17 protein-coding genes and 1 pseudogene are annotated in these 21,012 nt (G+C 72.4%); 7 read left to right on the top strand and 11 right to left on the bottom strand.

The features are described from left to right. The first annotated feature begins 251 nt into the window (after positions 1-251). Positions 252-1,148 carry an IS982 family transposase gene (locus VK501_RS24200; protein ID WP_324342083.1) on the top strand — a complete coding sequence of 299 codons (897 nt, stop codon included), beginning with the start codon at positions 252-254 and terminating at the stop codon, positions 1,146-1,148. 43 nt (positions 1,149-1,191) lie between these two features. Here the strand turns inward: VK501_RS24200 and VK501_RS24195 are convergent, their stop codons facing one another. After that, positions 1,192-1,491 carry a hypothetical protein gene (locus VK501_RS24195; RefSeq protein ID WP_324342081.1) on the bottom strand — a complete coding sequence of 100 codons (300 nt, stop codon included), beginning with the start codon at positions 1,489-1,491 and terminating at the stop codon, positions 1,192-1,194. 82 nt (positions 1,492-1,573) lie between these two features. On the opposite strand from VK501_RS24195, the gene VK501_RS24190 reads away from it, so the two are divergent. The 3 genes and pseudogenes from VK501_RS24190 (at position 1,574) to VK501_RS24180 (ending at position 5,815) form a co-directional block, all read left to right on the top strand. Next, complete coding sequence (locus VK501_RS24190; RefSeq protein WP_324342080.1) at positions 1,574-2,269, top strand: J domain-containing protein; 696 nt, start codon at positions 1,574-1,576, stop codon at positions 2,267-2,269. A 97-nt stretch (positions 2,270-2,366) separates the two neighbouring features. Then, positions 2,367-2,669: pseudogene (locus VK501_RS24185) on the top strand (HU family DNA-binding protein); the annotation flags it as partial. A 182-nt stretch (positions 2,670-2,851) separates the two neighbouring features. Beyond that, positions 2,852-5,815 (top strand): hypothetical protein, encoded by a 2,964-nt coding sequence (locus VK501_RS24180; protein WP_324342078.1) that lies wholly within the window; start codon positions 2,852-2,854, stop codon positions 5,813-5,815. Positions 5,816-5,836: 21 nt separating this feature from the next. Here VK501_RS24180 and VK501_RS24175 read toward each other — a convergent pair whose 3' ends face one another. From VK501_RS24175 to VK501_RS24130, 10 genes are all read right to left on the bottom strand, one after another. Continuing rightward, positions 5,837-6,352, bottom strand: a complete 516-nt coding sequence (locus VK501_RS24175; protein ID WP_324342075.1) for an SIMPL domain-containing protein — start codon at positions 6,350-6,352, stop codon at positions 5,837-5,839. Positions 6,353-6,540: 188 nt separating this feature from the next. Next, positions 6,541-7,146 carry a response regulator transcription factor gene (locus VK501_RS24170; protein WP_324342073.1) on the bottom strand — a complete coding sequence of 202 codons (606 nt, stop codon included), beginning with the start codon at positions 7,144-7,146 and terminating at the stop codon, positions 6,541-6,543. Further along, positions 7,143-8,282 (bottom strand): hypothetical protein, encoded by a 1,140-nt coding sequence (locus VK501_RS24165; protein ID WP_324342071.1) that lies wholly within the window; start codon positions 8,280-8,282, stop codon positions 7,143-7,145. The genes VK501_RS24170 and VK501_RS24165 overlap by 4 nt, the downstream gene beginning before the upstream one ends. Before the next feature lie 221 nt (positions 8,283-8,503). Continuing rightward, positions 8,504-9,553, bottom strand: coding sequence for an S-adenosylmethionine:tRNA ribosyltransferase-isomerase (locus tag VK501_RS24160; protein WP_324342069.1), 1,050 nt, complete (start codon positions 9,551-9,553; stop codon positions 8,504-8,506). Further along, on the bottom strand, positions 9,550-10,236 hold the full coding sequence (locus tag VK501_RS24155) for an SDR family oxidoreductase (protein WP_324342067.1): 687 nt from the start codon (positions 10,234-10,236) through the stop codon (positions 9,550-9,552). Before VK501_RS24155 ends, VK501_RS24160 begins: the two co-directional genes overlap by 4 nt. A 50-nt stretch (positions 10,237-10,286) precedes the next feature. Next, positions 10,287-10,967, bottom strand: a complete 681-nt coding sequence (locus tag VK501_RS24150) for a response regulator transcription factor (RefSeq protein WP_324342066.1) — start codon at positions 10,965-10,967, stop codon at positions 10,287-10,289. Beyond that, entirely contained in the window at positions 10,960-12,105 is a 1,146-nt protein-coding gene (locus VK501_RS24145; protein ID WP_324342065.1) for a GAF domain-containing sensor histidine kinase, read from the bottom strand. Before VK501_RS24145 ends, VK501_RS24150 begins: the two co-directional genes overlap by 8 nt. Positions 12,106-12,144: 39 nt before the next feature. After that, positions 12,145-14,334 carry an MMPL family transporter gene (locus VK501_RS24140; protein ID WP_324342063.1) on the bottom strand — a complete coding sequence of 730 codons (2,190 nt, stop codon included), beginning with the start codon at positions 14,332-14,334 and terminating at the stop codon, positions 12,145-12,147. Between the two features lie 145 nt (positions 14,335-14,479). Continuing rightward, entirely contained in the window at positions 14,480-15,025 is a 546-nt protein-coding gene (locus tag VK501_RS24135) for a TetR/AcrR family transcriptional regulator (RefSeq protein ID WP_324342061.1), read from the bottom strand. Further along, positions 15,025-15,354: a multidrug efflux SMR transporter gene (locus VK501_RS24130; protein ID WP_324342059.1), complete on the bottom strand. Its 330-nt coding sequence runs from the start codon at positions 15,352-15,354 to the stop codon at positions 15,025-15,027. Before VK501_RS24130 ends, VK501_RS24135 begins: the two co-directional genes overlap by 1 nt. Positions 15,355-15,469: 115 nt before the next feature. Here VK501_RS24130 and fdh point away from each other — a divergent pair, with 115 nt between their 5' ends. From fdh to nrfD, 3 genes are read left to right on the top strand one after another with little or no spacing between them, the layout of a single operon-like run. Next, a complete protein-coding gene (gene fdh / locus VK501_RS24125) occupies positions 15,470-18,688 on the top strand; it encodes a formate dehydrogenase (protein WP_414641200.1) in 3,219 nt (1,072 codons plus the stop codon). Continuing rightward, on the top strand, positions 18,685-19,794 hold the full coding sequence (locus VK501_RS24120; RefSeq protein ID WP_324342057.1) for a 4Fe-4S dicluster domain-containing protein: 1,110 nt from the start codon (positions 18,685-18,687) through the stop codon (positions 19,792-19,794). The genes fdh and VK501_RS24120 overlap by 4 nt, the downstream gene beginning before the upstream one ends. Continuing rightward, positions 19,791-21,011, top strand: a complete 1,221-nt coding sequence (gene nrfD, locus VK501_RS24115) for an NrfD/PsrC family molybdoenzyme membrane anchor subunit (protein ID WP_324342055.1) — start codon at positions 19,791-19,793, stop codon at positions 21,009-21,011. The genes VK501_RS24120 and nrfD overlap by 4 nt, the downstream gene beginning before the upstream one ends. The last annotated feature ends 1 nt before the right edge of the window (position 21,012 follow it).

Below are 21,012 nucleotides of genomic sequence, written 5' to 3'. Positions count from 1 at the left end.
CCGCAGCCGCTGGCAGCACCCAACGACAACGGGCGGGGCGCTTCGCGCCCCGCCCACCCGCCACGGGCCTGAAAACCGGCCCACACCCAACAGCGGCCCCGCCAGACCACGCCCGCGCCGCTTAGCGACCCACGCTCCTAGATGAGTAGTTCCACGGCTTGTTGGGGACGGGCTGGCTGGAAGGGGACATAAACAGACAGGTCGAAGTCAGCGGTGCTTGATGTCACCGCCGACTCCCAGGAGGAGCCTCGATGCTCGCCGACCTCGACCTGCTGTTGATTGCGGTGTTCTGCACCGCGGACGATCTCCTGCCCAAAAAGCCAGGAAACGCCCGGCGAATCGTGACCGACGCCGAGGTCGTCACGCTTTGCGTCGCGCAGTCGATGATGGGCATCCCGTCTGATGAGCGGTTCATCGCGACTGCTCGCAAGCGCCTCGGGCACCTGTTCCCGACGCTGCCCGACCGCGAGGGCTTCTACAAGCGACGCGAGGCATTGGCCGACACGATCGAAGCGCTGACCGCCGAGTTTGCGCGCCACAGCCCGGGATCGACCGACAACGTGCTGCTCGTCGACAGCACCCCCGTCGAGTGCGCCCGCTCCAGGCAAACGGTCAAGCGCGGCGGGCACTCCAGCCTTGACGACGCTCTGGCCAACGCCGCCGACTACGGCTACTGCGCCAGCCACAGCCGCTACTTCTACGGCTTCCGGCTGCACACCCTGTTTGCGATGGACGGCACCCACAGAGCGCTGGCGCTGACCTCGCCAAAGATCGACGAAAAGGAAGTCTGCCTGCAACTGGTCGCACGCTGTCAGCGGCTGCCCGGCCAGGTCCTGACGCTGATCGGCGACAAGAACTTCCGCGGCAAGCAGTTCGAGACCGACCTCGCCGCGCTGGACGCTCACATCCATCGCCCGCGACGCAAAGACGAGCCCGGTAAGGCAATGCACCTCGCGCCGATCCGCCAACGCATCGAGTCGATCTACTGGACCGCCAAAGACATCCTCACTCTCGAACGCCACGGCGCACGCACCCTGCACGGCCTCAGAACCCGCCTGGCCTGCCGCTTCCTCGCGCTCGCCGCCGCCGTCGCACTCAACCACCGACTCGGCCTCCCCAGCCGCTCCCTGATCCAATACACCACCTGACCCCGTGGAACTACTCATCTAGGGGTGCCGTAGGCGGCGGCGCCTACAGCACGCCGGCGGGCGGCACGGCCATCTCCGCCGGCTCCAGGGCGCCGTCCTCGGGCAGCTCGGGAATCGCGATGACGACGTGGTGCCGGGAGACCGCGAGGAAGTCGTGGTGGGTGCCCGGCCCCTCGTTGCCGACGAGCTCGACGGTGACGTCGGTGAGCGGGATGAAGTCGCGCTCGGAGGCGTTGAGCACGTCGGAGACGCGGCTGCGGTAGCCGTCGCGGGCCAGCGTCAGCGTCCCGGCGATCCGGTGCCGGGCCGTCTCGAGGTACACACGTTCCTGTCGGGTGGGCATCACGGCCGGGAGTATCGGCCATTTCGGGCGCCAGGTTGAGCGACGTGGGTCGGTGCGGACACGCGTTCGCGACAATGGAGGGGTGGATCCGCATGCCGTCCTCGGTCTCGAGCCCGGCGCCTCCCCCGAGGCGGTCCAGCGCGCCTACCGCGGGCTGGCCAAGCGCTTCCACCCCGACCGCGCCGGCGAGGCGGCCGGCGAGATGATGATCTCGATCAACGCGGCCTACGACCTCCTGCGCGATCGCCTGGAGTCCGAGCACATGTCGCGCGTGGCGACCGCGGCCGCGGCCGGCGGCTCCGGCGCGGGCGGCCGGCCAGCCGAGGCCGGTTCGCCGCGGATCGCCGGCGACTGGCTGGCGCCGGAGGTCCGGCGCGTGCTGGCCCGCGAGCTGCTGGCGACGCTCGAGGACGGCGAGGAGGTCGACGAGGTCGTGCTGACCGCCACGGGCGACAGCCACGACGTCCAGCTCGCGGTGACCGACCGCCGGCTGCTGTGGCTGCGCGACGACGCGATCATGGGCCGCGTCCGGTACCTGCGCCACCGAGATATCGCCGGCGTGGAGGCCCGCAGCGGCGGGCGCCTGCGCCGTCACGGCCAGATGCGCGTGTTCACGACCGCAGGACGGCGCCTGCGGTTCTTCGAGCTGCGGCCGGAGGTCCTCGGGCGCGTCGTGGGCCTGATCTCCGCGCGTACGAGGCCTCCCGGCGGGGGCACGATCGAGGACAAGGTCGGCGAGGCCGCCGACAAGGTCAAGGACGCCCTCCGCAAGGATTGAACCTGGTGATCCGGGCGCGACGCACGAGTGCCCGCGCCCGGCCGCCGGACATGCGGTACGGCGGCTGCTCTAGGCTGCGCCCACTGTTTGCCGTCGATTCAGGAGCAACCGCATGAACAAGACCGAGTTCGTCGAGGCCATCGCCAAGGAGAGCGGCCTCACCAACGCCGATGCTCGCAAGGCCGTCGAGGCCGTGATCACGACCGTCGAGAAGACCCTCAAGAAGGGTGACGAGGTCGCCCTCACCGGCTTTGGCAAGTTCTCGGTGTCCAAGCGCGCCGCTCGCACGGGTCGTAACCCGCAGACCGGTGAGACCGTGAAGATCAAGGCCAGCAAGGCCCCGAAGTTCTCCGCTGGAGCCGGCCTCAAGACGGCCGTCAACGGCGCGCGCAAGAAGTAAGCACCGCCACATCCCGCTTCACCGAGAGCCTCGCCAAGTGCGGGGCTCTCGCCTTTTTCTTCCCAATCGGGTTCGAACTACCGCTTTCCGTGGGTATGCCTTAGCGTTACGGGTGGCCGCGCACGTTCACTGGTGCGGCGGCTGCCTATTCGGGGGAATCAGGGGAACCAGGGGAGATGGTCGTGGGTCATCGATGGATCGTTGCTGTGGGCGTGCTGTGCTGCGCGCTGTTCGGGATGACGGGTGCTGCGAGCGCAACCGTCACGCCAACGAACGTCAGTGCCAAGCCGTGCAGCGGCACCTACCAGGCAGGCAGCCATCGCGATTTCTGCATCGCGTTCGATCTGGCCAACGGCGGGTCGAGCGACGACGCCAAGGACCTGGTGCTCGATCTTCCGGCCGGTGTCGTGGGCGATCCGACCGCGGCCACGACGTGCGCGCGGGCTGATTTCCTGGCGTCGTCGCACAGCTGTCCCGCAGGCAGCCGGGTTGGTGACGTCTCCTCCATCATCGACACCGGCATCCCGCTCGTCGGCGAAGGACTGACCGCAAGCGGGGAGATCTACAACCTCGCCCCAACGGCCACTGAGCCCGCGCGCCTGGGCATCCTGTTGAACCAGGGGGCAGGCGCGCTTAGCCCCGTCGCGCTGGAGGCACCCGTGCGCGTTCGTGTTGCTGATGCAGGCCTGCGTTCGATCACGGCGGGTATCCCTCGCCGCATCACCCTTCCCCTCGTGGGCGAGTCCGACATCACGATCACGCACATGGCCCTCACGCTCTGGGGTCCGAAGGCCGGAACGGGGCGCGACATGGGCAAGCCCTTCATCACGCTGCCGACGCGCTGCGACGTCCCGGCCACGACGACGCTGAGCGTCACGTCGTACGAGAACGCCACGGCGAGCGCGACCGGGTCCTTCATTCCCAGCGGCTGCGGCAACCTGCCCTTCACGCCGCAGCTCCAGGTCGGTCCGGCCACGTCACCGGCCGACACGCCGGGCGAGGCGTCCGCGACGCTGATGATCGACGACACGCCCAACAGCGACAGCGCGATCCGCCAGGCCTACCTCAAGGACGTCGACCTCAAGCTGCCGGTCGGCCTGCAGCTCAACCCGCCGCTGGCCAACGGCCTCGAGCCGTGCACGCCCGAGCAGTTCGGCTTCGGCATCGACGCGCCTCCTGGCTGCCCGGCGAGCTCGGAGATGGGGCGCGTGGAGTTCGTCACGCCGCTGTTCCCCGGCGCCACGCTGACCGGCAAGGTGTACTTCGGCACGCCGCGCCCGGGCGTGCCGCTCGTCAACTTCATCTCCGTCGAGGATGCACGACTGCGCCTGAAGCTCGGCGGATTCGCCACGATCGATCCCGACACGACGGCGGTCACCGCGCACTTCACCGACCAGCCGCAGGTCCCGTTCACGTCCTTCAAGTTCATCTACACCGATCCCGGCGACGGGCGCGCCACGCTCACGTCGCCGACCGCGTGCGGTGACTACTCGGTCACCGCCGACATGACGCCGTGGGGCGGTGGCGCGGTGGCGTCGCCGAACAACACCTTCAAGGTGATCGACTGCCAGCCGCCGACGTTCGCGCCGGGGCTCAGCGCTTCGCTGCCCGACACGCAGGCCGGCGGCGACGCCGCGCTGACCGTCAACATCCTGCGGCCCGACAAGAACCTCCGGCTGCTCGACGCCAAGGTCTCGCTGCCGCCGGGCCTGACCGGCAAGCTGCCGGCGGTGCCGGCCTGCGAGGTCGCCGACGCGCGCGCCAACGCGTGCACCGACGCATCGCTGGTCGGCAGCGCCAAGGTCGCGGTCGGCACGGGCCCGATGCCGCTGTCGCTGCCAGGCAAGGTCTACCTGACCAAGGGCTTCGACGGCGGGATCGCCGGCCTGGCCGTCTCGGTCAACACGAACGTCCCAGCGATGGACCTCGGGACCGTGGTGGTGATGAACAAGCTCGTGCTGCGCCCCGACACGGGGATCGACGTGGTCACCGAGGACCTGCCGCAGTCGCTGCAGGGCATCCCGACGGCCTACCGCTCGATCGACCTGACGATCGATCGCAAGGGCTTCATGCAGAACGCCACGTCGTGCGCGGCCAACCCGCTGCACGGCACGTTCACCGCCGTCGGCGGCACGACGGCCACGGCCGACGCGCCCTACCAGGCGACGGGCTGCGACAAGCTGGCGTTCAGCCCGAAGCTCACCGCCTCCGTCGGCTCGGCCGGCGAGGTCGCCAAGGGCAAGCACCCGCCGCTGAAGGTCACCATCGAGCAGCCCGCCGGTCAGGCGGCCATGAGCCGGACGGTCGTGTCGCTGCCCGACGGCATCGGCGTCGACCTCAAGAACCTCAAGTCCGTCTGCGCCGACGCGCAGCTGCAGAGCGGCACCTGCCCGGCGGCGTCGAAGATCGGCGGGGTCACCGCCGAGACGCCGCTGCTCCCGACCCGGCTCTCGGGCGGCGTCTACCTGACGCAGGGCGCCACCAAGGGCGGACTGCCGGGTATCGCGCTCGACCTCGGCCTTCTGCGCCTGAAGGGCACGGTCGCGCTCGGAAAGCGCCTGGTCACCACGTTCGAGGGCATCCCGGACGTTCCGCTGCGGCGCCTGGTGCTGGACCTCTCCGGTGGCCCGAGGGCCGTCCTGGCGACCAGCAAGGGCCTCTGCGACCAGGATCCGACGGTCCAGGCCACCTACGGCGCGCACTCCGGGGCGAAGGGCAACCAGACGGTCAAGGCGACCGTCATCGGCTGCGCCCCGCTCTCGGGCACCGGAGAGCTCTACGGCGTCGCCAAGCAGCGCCCGACCCTGCGCCTGACGCTGGCCGCCACGGCGCCGCTGCGCGAGCTCCGGCTGAAGCTGCCCTCGACGCTGAAGATCGCCTCGTCGGCCGCCGTCAAGAAGTCCGGCCGGCTCGTGATGGCCAACAAGAAGCTCAAGGGCGCGACCGTCCGCTGGTCCAAGGGCCGCATCGCGTTCAAGGCGCCCAAGGGCAAGACGGCCCGCGCGATCCAGCTCACGCTCCCCAGGGGTGTCCTGCGCCTCAAGCGCAAGGTCAAGAGCGGCTCCAGCCAGACGCTCACGGTCACCGGCATCCGCTCCGACGGCAAGACGGTGAGCGCGAAGATCAAGGTGAAGGCCGCCCGGTAGGCGGCCTTCGCCGACGGGCGCTCAGCCGATCGCGAACGTCAGCCACACGACCCGCTGAACGGTGTTCGGCACGCGGCAGACCCGGCGCGTCTTGAGCTTGCCCAGGTGGCGCTTGCCGTTGGCGTCGACGGTGACCGAGCGCGAACGGACGTTGCCGCAGTACTTGCCCGGGCCGAACGAGCCGTTGGAGTAGAAGATCGGCCCGTAGAACCCGTTCGTCGCGCCGCTGTTGGACACCGACACCAGCGTGCCGAGCGTGACCCCCGTCGCGGTGGCGAGCTCCTGGGCCTGCGAGCGGGCGTCGGCGACGGCGATCGGCAGCGCCTTGGCCTCGGCCTTCTCGACGGCCGCGACGATCGAGGCGTTGCTGTTGCTGTCGCGGGGCGCCGGCTTCACCGAGCCGGTGCCGGAGGCGACCAGGGTGCGCTGCGGCGCTGGGGCGACGTCCTGCGCCGGGGCGACCGCCGCCAGGCAGCCGGCGGCGAAGGCGAAGAGGGCGACGAGGGCGACGGTGCGAAACGCGAATGAGGTGGGCAACGCGGGTCCTTTCCCGGAACGGTGATCATCGTTAAGTTGCGCGGGGCGCCCGATTTGTGACCGCCGGGCGAAGAATTGCCGCGCGTGGCCCACTAGGAGACTGTGTCGCTATCGCGACTGGGGACCCACCTCCGGCGGCGACGGCTGGCCGTCGTGGGCCTTGGCCTGGCTGGCCGCCTACGGCACCCCTAGGCCAGGACGCCGAGGCGCTGCGCGCGCTGCACGGCGTCGGCCCGGTTGCGGGCGCCGAGCTTGCGGAACATGGAGCTGGCGTGCTCCTTGACCGTGTTGGGCGAGAGCTTCAGCTGCGCGGCGATCTCGGCGTTCGTCAGCCCGGCGGCGACGAGCTCGAGCACCTCGCGCTCGCGTGCGGTGAGGCGCTGCGACGACGGTGTGACGGGGGTGTCGAAGACATCGTCGCCGGTGCCGACGCGGTGGATCGCCTCGACGATCTCCGCGGCGCTGCGGTCCTTGGTCACGAACCCCGCGGCGCCGGCGGCGCGCGCGGCCGTCGCCGAGATGCGCCCCGCGCCCGAGACGAGCAGCACGCGCGTGGCCGGATGCGCGGCCCGCACGCGGCGCGCGATGTCGGTGCCGGCCTCGTCGCCGACGAACAGGTCGATCAGCGCGACGTGCGGCCGGTAGCGGCGCGCGCGCTCCTCGGCCTCGGCGCCCGTCGTCGCCGGGAGGCAGCGCTCGACCCAGTCCTGCTGGACGAGCACGATCCGCATGCCCCAGTGGACGATGTCGTGGTCGTCGACCACCAGGACGGTGAGCTTGCCGCGCTGGGTCATGCGGCCGCCGCCGGCAGCGGGAGGACGAGCCGGACGTGCCAGCGGTCGGGCGGCGTGCGGCCGAAGTCGACCGCCGCGCCGAAGTTCAGCGCCTCGAACGCGGCGAGGCGCAGCCCCACGCCGGCACCGGCGGGGGCGCCGGGCCCGACGCCGTCGTTGACGACCGCGATGGCCAGCGCGCCCGGCTCGCGCCCCACGTGGACGTCGATCCGCGACGGTCGGGCATGCTTGCGGGCGTTGCGCACCGCCTCGCCGACGACGGTCTGCGCGAGCGGCTCCAGCGCCGCCGGGATCTCGGCGCCGGCGTCCCAGCGCACGGCCAGGTGCAGGTCGGCGTGCTCGGCGGCGAGGCGCTGGAGCTCCTCGCGCAGCGTCGTGTCGACCTCCCGCGCCGCCCGCGCCATCGGACGCTGGATCGCGTGGCGCAGCTCCTGCGTGGCCGCCTGCAGCTCGTCGGCGCAGCGCTCGCGCTGCGCCGCGGTCAGGTCGCCGGGCGCGCCGAGCGCGAGGCTCACGCCGAAGAGCCGCTGCACGACGCGCTCGTGCACGTCGCGTGCGAGGTCGAGGCGGTCGGCGAGGTGGCGCGCCCGCTCCTGCTGGCGCGTGGCCGCTCGGGCCGAGGCCGCCAGCGCGCAGACCTTGCCGAGCGTCCAGAGCCCGTCGCGCTCGGGGTCGGTCAGCGCGGACGCGCCCGTGCCGCGCTCGGCCAGCACGACGCCGTAGTGCCGGCCGCCGGCCGACATCGGGATGCAGGTGATGTCGGTCAGCTCGAAGCGGGCGACGTCGCGGGCCGGCAGCTCCTGCGTCAGCGCGGTCGCGATCTCGATCACCTCGTCGCGCTCCAGCGCCCGCAGCGCCAGGGGGATGACCTGGATCGGCTCGTCGCTGAGCAGGCCGACGTCGAGGTTGTGGCTGCCGACCGCCCAGACGCGCCGCCGGACGTCGTCGGAGATGAACACCACGGCGCGCCGCATGGAGCCCAGGCGGCACACCGCCTCGGCCAGGCGATCGTAGAACGAGCCGCCGGGTGCGGCGACCTCGGCCTCACCGAGCATGGAGACGAGCAGATGCAGCGCCGCGATCGGCGAGGAGGCGACGGAGGTCGGTTCCCGGCCGGGCAGGGCGTGGTCGGTCATTTGGCGGGCTGTTAGGTCAACGGGCCGGGCGCCAGGGGAAGCGCCCGGCCCGCTGGGAGAAGGACCAGCTCGCGTCACGCTCGGTCTCGAAAACTCTGCGCTGGCGGCCGTCGCGCCCCCTGTCCCGAGGGAGCGAAACGACTGGTCGCCATGCAGCATGCCTCATCGGAACGGTTGCGTACAAGTCCAAACACACTCGCCCCCACCCGAACCGGTGGGTTTTACGGCAGGACGAGGTGGCTGTCGCCGAACTCGTGCCAGAGGTATCCGCGCTCCAGCGCCGCGCGGTAGGAGGCATCGAGCAGCGCGGCGCCAGCGACCGCCTCGAGCAGCTGCAGATGGGTGGCGTGGGGCTCGTGCCAGCCAGTGATCAGGCCGTCGACCGCGCGCAGACCGCGCTCGCGGCCGAGCACGAGGCCGGTCCAGCCGGCGCCCTGCACGACGGTGCCGTCGGGGGCGGCCACGGTCTCCAGCGCGCGGACGGCGGTGGTGCCGACGGCGACGATCCGCCCGCCCCAGCCGCGCGCGGCGTTGACGAGCCGTGCTGCGGCGGCGCCGACCGCGTAGGCCTCGAGGTACGGCGGCTCGTGGCGCTCGGGCGAGGACACGCCCGTGTGCAGCGTCACGGGCGCGAAGCGGACGCCGCGAGCGACCAGCCGGGCGATCAGCTCGGGCGTGAACGGCCGCCCGGCGCTGGGCATCTCGGCGCTGCCGGGGTCGGTGGCGAACGCGGTCTGGTAGTCGGACAGCGGCCAGGCGCGGGGCACGTAGGGGTAGCGGATCGGCGCGCCGTGGCGGGCCAGGTAGGCGGGCAGGCCGCCGCCGGCCTCCGTCCCGAGATCCAGTCGCGCCAGCCACAGGCGTGAGCCCGACGCGTACGGCGCGACCAGCTCGGCGCTCGCGCCGCCCGGCAGGGCCAGGCGCTCGGATGCGCGGACGGAGCGCAGCCGCGCCGCGCCGCCGGCCGTGCGGACCTCGACGACCCACCACGGCGGCGGCAGGTGGGGCGCCGCCGTGGCGAAGCGCACCTGCACGGCGGCGCCGCCGGGGCGGTGGGCGTCGACGGCCGCGGGGAGCGTCGCCGACGTGTTGACCACCAGGACGTCTCCCGGCCCCAGGACGTCGGGGAGGTCGGTGAAGCGGCGGTGGGCGAGCGTGCCGTCGCTGCGTGCCGCGACCATGAGCCGCACCGCGTCGCGGGCGATCCCGCGCGCCTCCGGCGGCTCGCGGGCCTCCAGCGCGCTGGGCAGCGCGAACGCCGCGGCGCTCATGCACCGACCTCCGCGGGATGCGGGACGCGGTAGCGCCCGCTGGGGTGCGGCTGGCGCAGCAGCTCGAGCAGGCCGGGCACGATCGCCTCGGGCAGCGGCCGGTCGGAGATGTCCTGGTCGGGGAACGCCTCCTGGTGCATCCGCGTGCGCATGTCGCCCGGATCGACCGCGTAGAACCTCAGGCCCGGGTGCTCGGCCGCCAGCGTCGCCGTCAGCTGGTCCAGCGCGGCCTTCGACGAGCCGTAGCCGCCCCAGCCGGGGTAGTCCTCCACGGCGGCGTCGGAGGTGACGTTGACGATCGCGGCGCCGAGGCGCAGACGCGGCAGCGCGGTCTGGATGAGGCCGAGCGGCGCCAGCACGTTGACGCGGTAGACGCGCTCCAGGACGTCGAGCGGGTACTCGGCGAGCGCCGGCTGGGGGCTCGGGCCGAGGACGCTCGCGTTGTTGACGAGCAGGTTGATGTCCTTGCCCGCGGCGGCGACCAGCGCGCGGCGGTGGGCGGCGTCGGCGACGTCGCCGGGCAGGGCGACGACCTCCGTGAGGCGGCCCAGCTCGCGGGCGGCGCGCTCGAGGTCGGCGGCGGTGCGCGCGTCGAGCGTCAGCCGCCAGCCGTCGGCGGCCAGCGCCCGGGCGAGCGCGAGGCCGAGGCCGCGGGAGGCTCCGGTGATGATGGCGTTGGGCATGTCCGCGACGCTAGGCGCCGGCGGGTCCCGAGTGGTAGCGGCAATTGGTCCTAGGACCGTGGCGCCGCCGCGTCCTCGGCGAGCCCGGTGCGCACCGCGTACAGCGCGGCCTGCGTGCGGTCGGCGACGCCGAGCTTGGCCAGCAGGTGCCCGACGTGCGCCTTGACCGTCTTCTCGCTCACGCCCAGCTCGCGGGCGATGCGCTTGTTGGCCAGCCCGCGGGCGAGCAGCGCGAGCACCTCGCGCTCGCGGGGCGTGAGCGCGTCGGCGAGCGTGTGCTCGGGCGGCCGCGGATCCGCCGCGCCGCCGACCACCGCGGCGACCAGGCGCGCGGCGACCGAGGGATCGAGGAGCGCCTCTCCCGCGTGGGCCGCGTGGACGGCGCGCGCCAGCTCGGCCGGCGCGACGTTCTTGAGGAGGTAGCCGGCGGCGCCGGCCTGGATCGCGGGGAGGATCCGCTCGTCGTCGGCGAAGCTCGTCAGGACGATCACGCGGGCGCTCGCGCCGCGGGCCCGCAGCGCCTGCATCGCGCCGACGCCGTCCAGGCGCGGCATCACCAGGTCCATCAGCACCACGTCGGGAGCAAGGCCTTCAACCTGCTGGAGCGCCTCCTCGCCGTCGGCGGCCTCGCCGACCACGACGAGGCCCTCCTGCAGCCCCAGGAACGTGCGCAGGCCCTCGCGCACGACGGCGTGGTCGTCGACGATCAGCACGCGGATCGGCTCAGGCACGGTCGACCTCGAGCGTCACGGTCGTGCCGGCGCCGGGCGCCGAGCGGATCGTCAGCCGGGCGCCCAGGCGCGCGGCGCGCTCCTCCATCGACGTGAGGCCGAGGCGCCGCGCGCGCAGCTCGGGCGCGGCGGGATCGAAGCCGCCGCCGTCGTCGGCGACCGACAGGCGCAGGCCGTCGGGCTCGGTGGCGCTCGCGATCCGCACCGACACGTGGTCGGCGCCGGCGTGCTGCACGGCGTTGGCGATCGCCTCCTGGGCGATGCGCAGCACCTCGGCGTCGCGCGTGCCGTCCCCACCGGCGCTGACGCCGTCGTCGGCGTCGAGGTCGATCTCGGTCGCGTGCAGCCGGTCCAGCGCCTCGACGTGCTTGCGCAGCGCCCCGCACAGCCCGTCGCGGACGAGGTCGGGCGGGCGCAGCTCGAGGATGAGCGCGCGCAGCTCGTCGAGCGCCTCGCCGGCGAGCTGGCCGAGGCGGTCGACCTGCGCGCGGGCGCCGTCGGCGTCGCGGTCCAGCAGCGTGCCGGCGGACTCCGCGGTGAGCACGAGGCCGAAGAGCTTCTGGCTGACCGCGTCGTGCAGCTCGAGCGCGAGGCGGTTGCGCTCCGAGAGGATCGACAGCTCGCGGCTGCGCTCGTAGAGCCGCGCGTTGGTGATGGCGATCGCGGCGTGGGCGGCGAGCAGCTCGATGAGCTCCTGGTCGCCGTCGTCGAAGGCGGGCGCGCCCTCCTTGTGCGTGAGGTAGAAGGCGCCGATCACGCCTTCCGGCGCGACGATCGGCACGCCGAGGAACGAGCGCATGTCGGGGTGGCCGTCGGGCCACCAGCCGCCGAAGCGCGGGTGCTCGTGCAGGTCCTCGGTGCGCACCGGCGCGGGCGACTCGAGCATCGCGCCGAGCACGCCGTGCGACCGGGGCAGCGGCCCGAGCCGGGCGATCAGCTCGTCGCTCATGCCCGCGACGAGGAAGCGCCGGAAGCCGCCCTCGCCATCCGGGATGCCGAGGGCGGCGTAGCGCGCGCCCGCCAGCTCCCGCGCCGAGTCGACCAGCCGCTGGAGCACGTCGTCGACCGAGTGCTGGCGGGCGACGGCCAGGACGGCGTCGCTGACGGCCTTCAGCGCGGGATGCAGGGGAGCGGCCATTGGGTCTCCGATGGACCTTAGAGCCGCGGCGGCCGCGTATCAGACGTGCTCGGGCACCGCCGGCTGCTGCGCCGTCGCCGGGGGTGTCGGCTCGTCGGTCGAGCCCTCGACGTTGAGGCGCGGCAAGATGCGGTCAAGCCACCCCGGCAGCCACCAGTTCCACTTGCCCACCATGAGCATCAGCCCGGGGACGAGCACGGAGCGCACGATGAGCGCGTCGAGCAGCACGGCGCTGGCCAGGCCGATGCCGAACAGCTTGATCACGCGCTCGCCGCCGAGGACGAACGCCCCGAACACCAGGACCATGATCGCGGCCGCCGCGGTAATCGTGCGGCCGGTCGCCGCGAGCCCGTGGACGATGGCCTCGCGGTTGTCGCGGCGCTTGTGCCACTCCTCGTAGATGCGGCTGACGAGGAACACCTCGTAGTCCATCGACAACCCGAACAGGATCGCGAACACCATCACGGGCAGGAACGCCTCGATCGGCCCCGTGCGGTCGACGCCGATCAGCTCCGCGCCCCAGCCCCACTGGAACATCGCGACCACCACGCCGAACGCCGCGGCGACCGACAGCAGGTTCATGATCGCCGCCATCAGCGGGATCACCAGGCTGCGGAACACGGCCATCAGCAGGAGGAACGACAGCAGCACGACGATGCCGATGAACAGCGGCAGCTTGTCGGACAGGACCTTGGAGAAGTCGATGCCGATCGCCGTCGAGCCGCCCACGAGCACGTGGACCTGCCCCTTCCCGGCCGCCGGCACCACGTCCTTGCGCAGCTTCTGCACGAGGTCGTTGGTGGCCTTGTCCTGGGGCGAGTCCTTGGGGTAGACCTGCGCCAGGGAGATGTCCTTGCCGACCGTCACCGGCGGCGTGGTCGCCACGACCCCCGGGCTCTTGGCCACGGCGTCGACGACGCGCTTGAACGCCGCCTTCTGCTCGGCCGCCGGCGTCTGCGCCACGAGCTGCAGCGGGCCGTTGAAGCCCGGGCCGAAGCCCTGGGCCAGCAGGTCATAGGCCTTGCGGGTGGTCGAGGCCGTCGGGTCCGAGCCCGCGTCCGACGAGCCCAGGCGCATCGACAGGAACGGCGCGGCGAGCAGCAGCATGACGATGGTCGCCGCGGCGGCCATCACCGCGGGACGCCGCTGCAGGACGCCGGCCCAGCGCGCCCACGAGGGCGACTCGTCGGTCGTCGTCAGCTCGCCGGCCTCGACGGCGCGGCGCTGCCTGCCGGTCAGCACGCGGCGGCCGAAGAAGCTCAGCAGCGCGGGCAGGAGCGTCAGCGCCGAGAGCACCGTGAACGCGACGACGATGCTGGCCGCGGTCGCGACGCCGTAGAGGAAGCTCACGCCCAGCGCGAACATGCCCAGCAGCGCGATGCACACCGTGATGCCGGCGAAGAGCACGGCGCGGCCGGAGGTGTCCAGCGCGTTGACCGCGGCGTCCTCGGGCTGGACGCCGCGCAGGACCTCCTGGCGATATCGCGTGACGATGAACAGCGCGTAGTCGACCCCGACGCCGAGGCCGATGAGCAGCGACAGCTCCTGGCTGAAGGACGCCATCGTGATCGCGTGCGAGAGCAGCCCGATCACCGCGACGCCGACGCCGAGCGAGACGATCGCCCCGATCATGGGCAGCAGCGCGGCGAGGAACGAGCCGAAGACGATGAACAGCACGATCAGCGCGAAGGCGATGCCGATCAGCAGCCCGCCGCCGCCCTGCTGGCGCGCCTGCTCGATCGCCTGGCCGCCGAGCTCGACCTGCAGCTGGTCGTCGGCCGACTTCTGCGCGGTCGACACGAGCTTCTTGGTGGCGTCGATCGGGACGGTGACGACGTCGTCGTCCAGGGTGACCGTCGCGAACGCGATCTTGCCGTCCTTGGAGATCTGCGTCGCGCCGCCCTTGGCGTAGGGCGATGCGACGGACGCCACGTGCGGCAGCTTGCCGACCTGGCCGAGCATCGACTCGACGCGCTGCTTGACGGCGGGGTCGGTGACCGTGCCGTCCTTGGCCTTGACGACGATCGTCTCCTGATCGCCCGAGGCCTTCGGGGCGCTGCGCTGCAGCAGGTGCAGCGCGTCGAAGCTGTCCGTACCGCTGAGCTTGAACTCGTCGCGGTAGTTGCTGCCGGCGCCGGCGTGGATGGCCGAGAGCCCGACGAGGGCCACGATCCAGGAGATGAGGACGATCCAACGGTGCCGGAAGCACCAGCGAGCAAGTTTGCGCATATGAAAAAGGGGCGGCTGGGGAGAGCCTGGGGAGGGGTTCGGGGGTCGGGGTCGGCGCCCGGTTCGCGCGCGCCAACGCGCAACCTTAGCCCGCGAGCGGGCCGAGGTCATCCCGAGTTGTCGGGCGACCGCCGATGTGGGTGCCTCAGCGCACGTCGCGCGTGAGCGCGCGCAGGCGCTCGACGACCTGCGTGCGCAGCTCCCCGCGCGGCGGTGCGAGGCCCATCAGCTCCGAGAACCACAGGCCGTCGGCGGCGAGGCGCACGACGGTGGCGTCGACGGCGTCGATCCCGTCGTCGGCGATCCGCTCCTGCCAGCGCTCGTACCGGGCGCGCACGGCCTCGAGACGCTCGGGCTGCAGGGCGAGGACGGCGAGGATGCCGCTGTCGATCTCCCGCGCGTGCTCGTCCTCGCCGTCGAGGGCGCTGACGTCGGCGTAGGCGCGGACCCACCCGCCGGGGGTGTCGTCGGCGGCCGCGTCGATCTGGTCCTGGAAGCTCGCCTCCCAGCGGTCGACGACGGCGTCGAGCAGCTGGGCCTTGGACGGGAAGTGGTAGAGCAGGCCGCCCTTGGAGGTGCCGGCCTCCTCGGCGACCGCGTCGAGCGTGAGCTTCGACGGGTCGCGGAGGAGCAGGCGCGCGGCGGCGTCCAGCAGGCGGTCGCGGGTCTCGCCCGCGGCACGGCTTGCCATCAGTGCGCGCCTCCGCCGGAGGCGCTGAGGCCGGCGACGCCGAGGACGATCAGCCCGAGGCTGAGCACCTTGAAGACGTTCATCGACTCGTCGAAGAACGTGACTCCGGCGACGGCGATCAGGGCGGTGCCGACGCCCGACCAGATCGCGTAGGTCAGCGCGACGGGGATGTCCTTCAGCACGAGGGCCATGAGCCAGAACGACAGGCCGTAGCCGACGACGACCACGAGGACCGGTATGGGTCGGCTGAAGCCGTGCGACATCCGTAGAGCGACGGTGGCGGCGACCTCGGAGAGGATCGCGAGGGAGAGGAGGATCGCGGAAGGCATGTCCCACACTATACCGTCTGGACGGTACAGTCGCGCGCACGGCGCGAGATCGTGATTGGAAACCCGTCGACCGGTGGAATGATGGACGGAGGTGGCCCGTCCCAAGCCCTTCCAGATGCTCCGCGACCTGCCGGTGGTCGGCCGCGCGGCCGACTGGGGGATGGGCGGCTACGCCGTGTCACGCAAGACCAAGAACGCCGGCGCGCGCGTCGCGGGGCTGCAGACCACCGAGTCGGTCTGCCCGTACTGCGCGGTCGGCTGCGCCCAGGTCGTCTACACGCGCGACGGCGAGCTCGTCGACATCGAGGGCCACCCGCGCTCGCCGGTCAACCAGGGGACGCTGTGCCCCAAGGGCTCGGCGTCGCGCCAGCTCGTCCAGCAGCCCGGGCGCATCACGAAGGTCCGCTACCGGCGCCCCGGCGGCACGGAGTGGGAGGACCTCGACCTCGAGTCGGCGATGGACATGATCGCGGAGCGCGTCATCGCCGCCCGCGAGAACGGCTGGCAGACCGAGGACGAGCACGGCAAGCGCGTCGACCGCACGCTCGGGTTCGCCCACCTCGGCGGCGCCACGCTGGACAACGAGGAGAACTACCTCATCCGCAAGTCCTTCACGGCGATGGGCGCCGTGCAGATCGAGAACCAGGCCCGAATATGACACTCGAGCACGGTCCCCGGTCTGGGGACCTCGTTCGGGCGCGGAGGCGCCACCGGCTTCCAGCAGGACCTGCAGAACGCCGACTGCGTCCTCATCCAGGGCTCCAACATGGCCGAGGCGCATCCCGTCGGGTTCCGCTGGGTCATGCGCGCCCGTGAGCGCGGCGCCAAGGTGATCCACGTCGATCCGCGGTTCGGGCGCACGGGCGCGTCGGCCGACGTGCACGTCCCGATCCGGGCGGGCACCGACATCGCGTTCCTCGGCGGCATCATCCGGCACGTGCTGGAGACCGAGTCGTACTTCAAGGAGTACGTCCTCCACTACACGAACGCCTCGACGATCATCAACGAGAAGTTCGCCGACACCGAGGACCTCGGCGGCGTCTTCTCCGGCTTCGACCCCGAGACCCGCACGTACGACCGCAGCACGTGGATGTACGAGGGCGGCGAGGTCGCCTCGGCCGCCGGCATGCGCGAGCACGCGACCCAGGCCTTCGACGAGCACACGGGTGCCGGCATGCTCGAGGGCGCGGTCCGGCGCGACGACACGCTGCAGCACGAGCGCTGCGTCTTCCAGCTGCTGCGCAAGCACTACGCCCGCTACACCCCCGCGATGGTGTCGGAGATCTGCGGCATCCCCGAGCAGCAGTTCCACGAGGTCGCCCAGACGCTCATCGACAACTCGGGGCGCGAGCGCACGACGGCGCTCTGCTACGCCGTCGGCTGGACGCAGCAGTCGATCGGCGTGCAGATCATCCGCACCGGCGCGATCCTGCAGCTCCTGCTGGGCAACATCGGGCGCCCGGGCGGCGGCATCATGGCGATGCGCGGCCACGCGACGATCCAGGGCTCCAGCGACATCCCGACGCTGTACGACCTGCTGCCCGGCTATCTCCACATGCCGCGTGCGCGGGAGGAGGAGCTCACCCTCGAGGCCTACATCAAGTCGGGCGGCGCCGACAAGGGCTGGTGGTCGAACTTCGACAAGTACATCATCTCGCTGCTGAAGGCGTGGTTCGGCGACGCCGCCACCCCGGAGAACGACTTCGGGTTCGGGCACCTGCCGAAGATCACCGGCAACCACGCGCACTTCCCGACCATGATGCGTGCGGTCGACGGCGGCCTCGACGGGCTGTTCGCGATGGGGCAGAACCCCGCGATCGGGTCGCAGAACGGCGGCCTCATGCGCCGCGGACTGCGCAACATGAAGTGGTTGGTCGTGCGCGACTTCAACGAGATCGAGACGGCGACCTTCTGGCGCGATGCGCCGGAGATCGCCTCCGGCGAGGTGCGCACCGAGGACATCCAGACCGAGGTGTTCCTCATGCCCGGCGCGACGCACGTGGAGAAGGAGGGGTCGTTCACCCAGACCCAGCGCATGGTGCAGTGGCGCGACAAGGCGATCGACGCGCCGGACGACGCGCGCAGCGAGCTGTGGTTCATGCACCACCTGACCAAGCGGGTCAAGGCGCACTACGCCGGCTCCGAGGACCCCAAGGACTGGCCGATCGTCAACCTCAACTGGGACTACGCCGAGCACGGGCCCGAGCGCGAGCCGCAGGCGCTGGACGTCCTGCGCGAGATCAACGGCTACGACGTGGCCACCGGCGCGCCGGTGCCGGGCTTCGCCCAGCTGAAGAACGACGGCTCGACCGCGTGCGGCTGCTGGATCTACAGCGGCGTCTACGCCAACGGCACCAACCAGGCCCGCCGGCGCGACCCCGGCGACATCGACGCCGAGGGCGGCTGGGTCTCGCCGGAGTGGGGCTGGGCCTGGCCGGCCAACCGCCGCATCCTCTACAACCGCGCGTCGGCCGACCCGCAGGGCCGGCCGTGGAGCGAGCGCAAGAAGTACATCTGGTGGGACGAGGAGACGGGCAGGTGGACGGGCTACGACGTGCCCGACTTCCCGGTCGACAAGCGCCCCGACTACCAGGCGGCCGACGACGCCAAGGGCATGGACGCGATCTCCGGCGACGAGCCCTTCATGATGATGGGCGACGGGCGCGCGTGGCTGTTCTCGCCGTCGGGCCTGCTCGACGGGCCGATGCCCACGCACTACGAGCCGATCGAGTCGCCGATGCCGAACCTGCTCTACCCGGCGGTGGCGGCCAACCCGGTCGCGATCCGCTGGGACCGGCCCGACAACCCCGTCAACGTCTCCGAGGACCCGCGGTGGCCCGTCGTGATGACGACGTTCCGGCTCACCGAGCATCACACCGTCGGCGGGATGAGCCGCAACCTGCCATGGCTCAACGAGCTGCAGCCGGAGATGTTCGCCGAGCTCGACCCGATGCTGGCGGCCCAGCACGGGATCCAGGACGGCGGGTGGATGGTGGTCGAGACCGCGCGCGGCGAGATCGAGGCGCGCGCGAAGGTGACCGAGCGCATGCGCCCGCTGCGCCTCGGCGACCGCACCATCCACCAGATCGCCCTGCCGTGGCACTGGGGCTTCTCCGGCCTCAACCAGGGCGACAGCGCCAACGACCTGCTCCACCTGTCCGGCGACCCGAACACCACGATCGAGACGACGAAGGCGCTGACGTGCAACGTGCGCGCCGGCCGCCGCACCAGCCCGGCGACCTCGCGCGTGACGAATGCGCCGCACGGGCATGTCGCCACCAACGAGGAGCATCCGGCCGAGCTGCCGATGCTCCGGACCAGGCACACCCCGTGATCGACGTCATCCCGCACGCGGCGCCCACCGAGATCTCCATCCACCGCGACGGCGCCCAGCGGATGGGCTTCTTCACCGACACGACGGTGTGCATCGGCTGCAAGGCCTGCGAGGTGGCGTGCAAGCAGTGGAACGACCTGCCGTCCGACGGCGCGTCGTTCCGGCGCGGCGGCTCGTATGACCACACGGCGTCGCTCGGCGCGTCCACGTGGCGCCACGTGCGGTTCGTGGAGCTGCTGGAGCCGTCGGAGATCCAGCGCGAGGAGGCCGCGGCCGCGCTGGCCCTCGGAGGGGGCGGCTCGGTCCCGCACATCCCGGCGGCGGCGCTGGCCGACGCCGGCGCGGGGGTCACCGAGAGCGAGATCCCCGACCTCGTGGAGATGGCGCAGCAGCGCGGGGAGGTGGACGTCGCGGCCGCCGTCGCCGACATGGACCGCTGGGTCTTCATGTCGGACGTCTGCAAGCACTGCACCAACGCGGGGTGCATGGACGCGTGCCCGACCGGCGCGCTGATCCGCACCGAGTTCGAGACCGTCGTGCTGCAGCCCGACGTCTGCAACGGCTGCGGCTACTGCATCCCGGCCTGCCCGTTCGGCGTGGTCGACCGCTCGCCCGAGGATGGCCGGGCCGCCAAGTGCACCCTCTGCTACGACCGCCTCGAGGACGGTTTGGAGCCCGCCTGCGCGAAGGCCTGCCCCACCGACTCGATCCAGTTCGGGCCCTACGACGAGCTGGTCGACACCGCGCAGCGCCGCGTGGTCACGCTGCAGGATCGCGGCCTCGCCGGCGCCTACCTCTACGGCGCCGGCGACGCGCCCGGCGACGAGATCGCCGGCGGCCTCGGCGCCTTCTTCCTGCTCACCGAGCCGCCCGAGCGCTACGGGCTGCCGGCCGAGGCCGACTCGCCGATCCAGGAGAACGTCGTGCCGGCGACGCTGGCGGCCGTCGGCGCCGGGCTGGCCGCGGCGGCCGGCGTCGCGCTGGCCTTCAAGGTGCCGCGGCAGGCCCAGGGCGTCGGCGCGCTGACGCTGCTGGCCGCCGGGTCGGGGGCCTTCGAGGTCGTGCGGGACCTCCGCGCCCGCGGGCAGGCGCGGCGGGCTTCATGACCGCGCGCGAAGGCGACGCCCGCCGCATGGAGGAGTCGCGGGCCCAGGAGCGCGAGCGCTCGGCGGTCGCCCACTCCGAGCACCGCGACATGACGCCCGCAGTCGGCACGCCCGGCGGACCCGCGTCATGGAAGCGCGCGGTCGCCGGCGCCGCCGTCGGGCTGCATCAGCGCGGCTGGCGCGACGCGCGGTGGTCGAACATCTTCCGGCGCGACTCGGGCTACGCGTCGCCCGAGATGCCCGACCCCGAGCGCATCGCCGGCGCCAACCGGCGCGCGCGGCGCGGCGAGCCGCCCGCCGTCGTCCAGGGGCCGATGATGAAGCCGCCGGTGTGGACGTGGGAGGTCCCGCTCTACTTCTGGTTCGGCGGCATGGCCGCGGGCGCGTCGTTCGTCGGCTTCGCCTGCGATCTGGCGGGCGACCACCGCTCCGCCCGCGTGGCGCGGATGGTCGCGCTCGGCGCGCTGGCGCCCTCGCCGCCGCTGCTGATCATGGACCTGGGCCGGCCCGAGCGCTTCTCCAACATGCTGCGCATCTTCAAGCCGCGCTCGCCGATGTCGATGGGCTCGTGGTGCCTGACGGTCTTCGGCGGCCTGAGCTCCGCGGCGGTCGCCGCCGACCTGCTCGGACGCGACAAGGTCGCCCGCCGGCTGGGCTGCGGCACCGCGGTCGTCGGCGGCTACCTGGGGTCCTACACCGGCGTGCTGCTGGCCTCGACCGCCGTGCCGGTCTGGGCGCGCAGCCGGCTGTCGCTCGGCCCGATCTTCGTCGCGACGGCCACGCTGACCGGAGCGGCCGCGACGCGCCTGGTGCTCGTCGCCGACGGGACGCCCGTGGGGCATCCGACGCCCGTGGCGCTCGGGCGCGTCGAGAGCGGCGCCATGGCGGCGGAGCTGCTGCTGTCGGAGATCAACCACCATCACTTGGGGCGGCTCGCGTCCGTGCTGGAGGAGGGCGCCGGCGCCGGCTGGTTCAAGCGCGCCAAGTGGCTGGCCCGCGGCGGCCTGGCGCTGCGCTTCGCGCGGCGCCGCACCGGCCCGTGGACCGAGCACGCCGCCAGCGTGTGCTTCATGGCGGCCGCCCTCTGCTTCCGCTTCGCCTGGGTCCGGTCCGGCCGGTCCTCGGCGCAGGACGACGAAGCCGTCGCCCGCATGGCCCGCGCACGGGCGACCCGGTACGAGCCCGATCTCGAGATGCCGGTCGTGCAGCACCGGTGAC

It is taken from the genome of Baekduia sp. (genome assembly GCF_035318805.1).
Lineage (GTDB): Bacteria > Actinomycetota > Thermoleophilia > Solirubrobacterales > Solirubrobacteraceae > Baekduia.
This window is presented reverse-complemented; position numbering and strand designations above follow the sequence as displayed.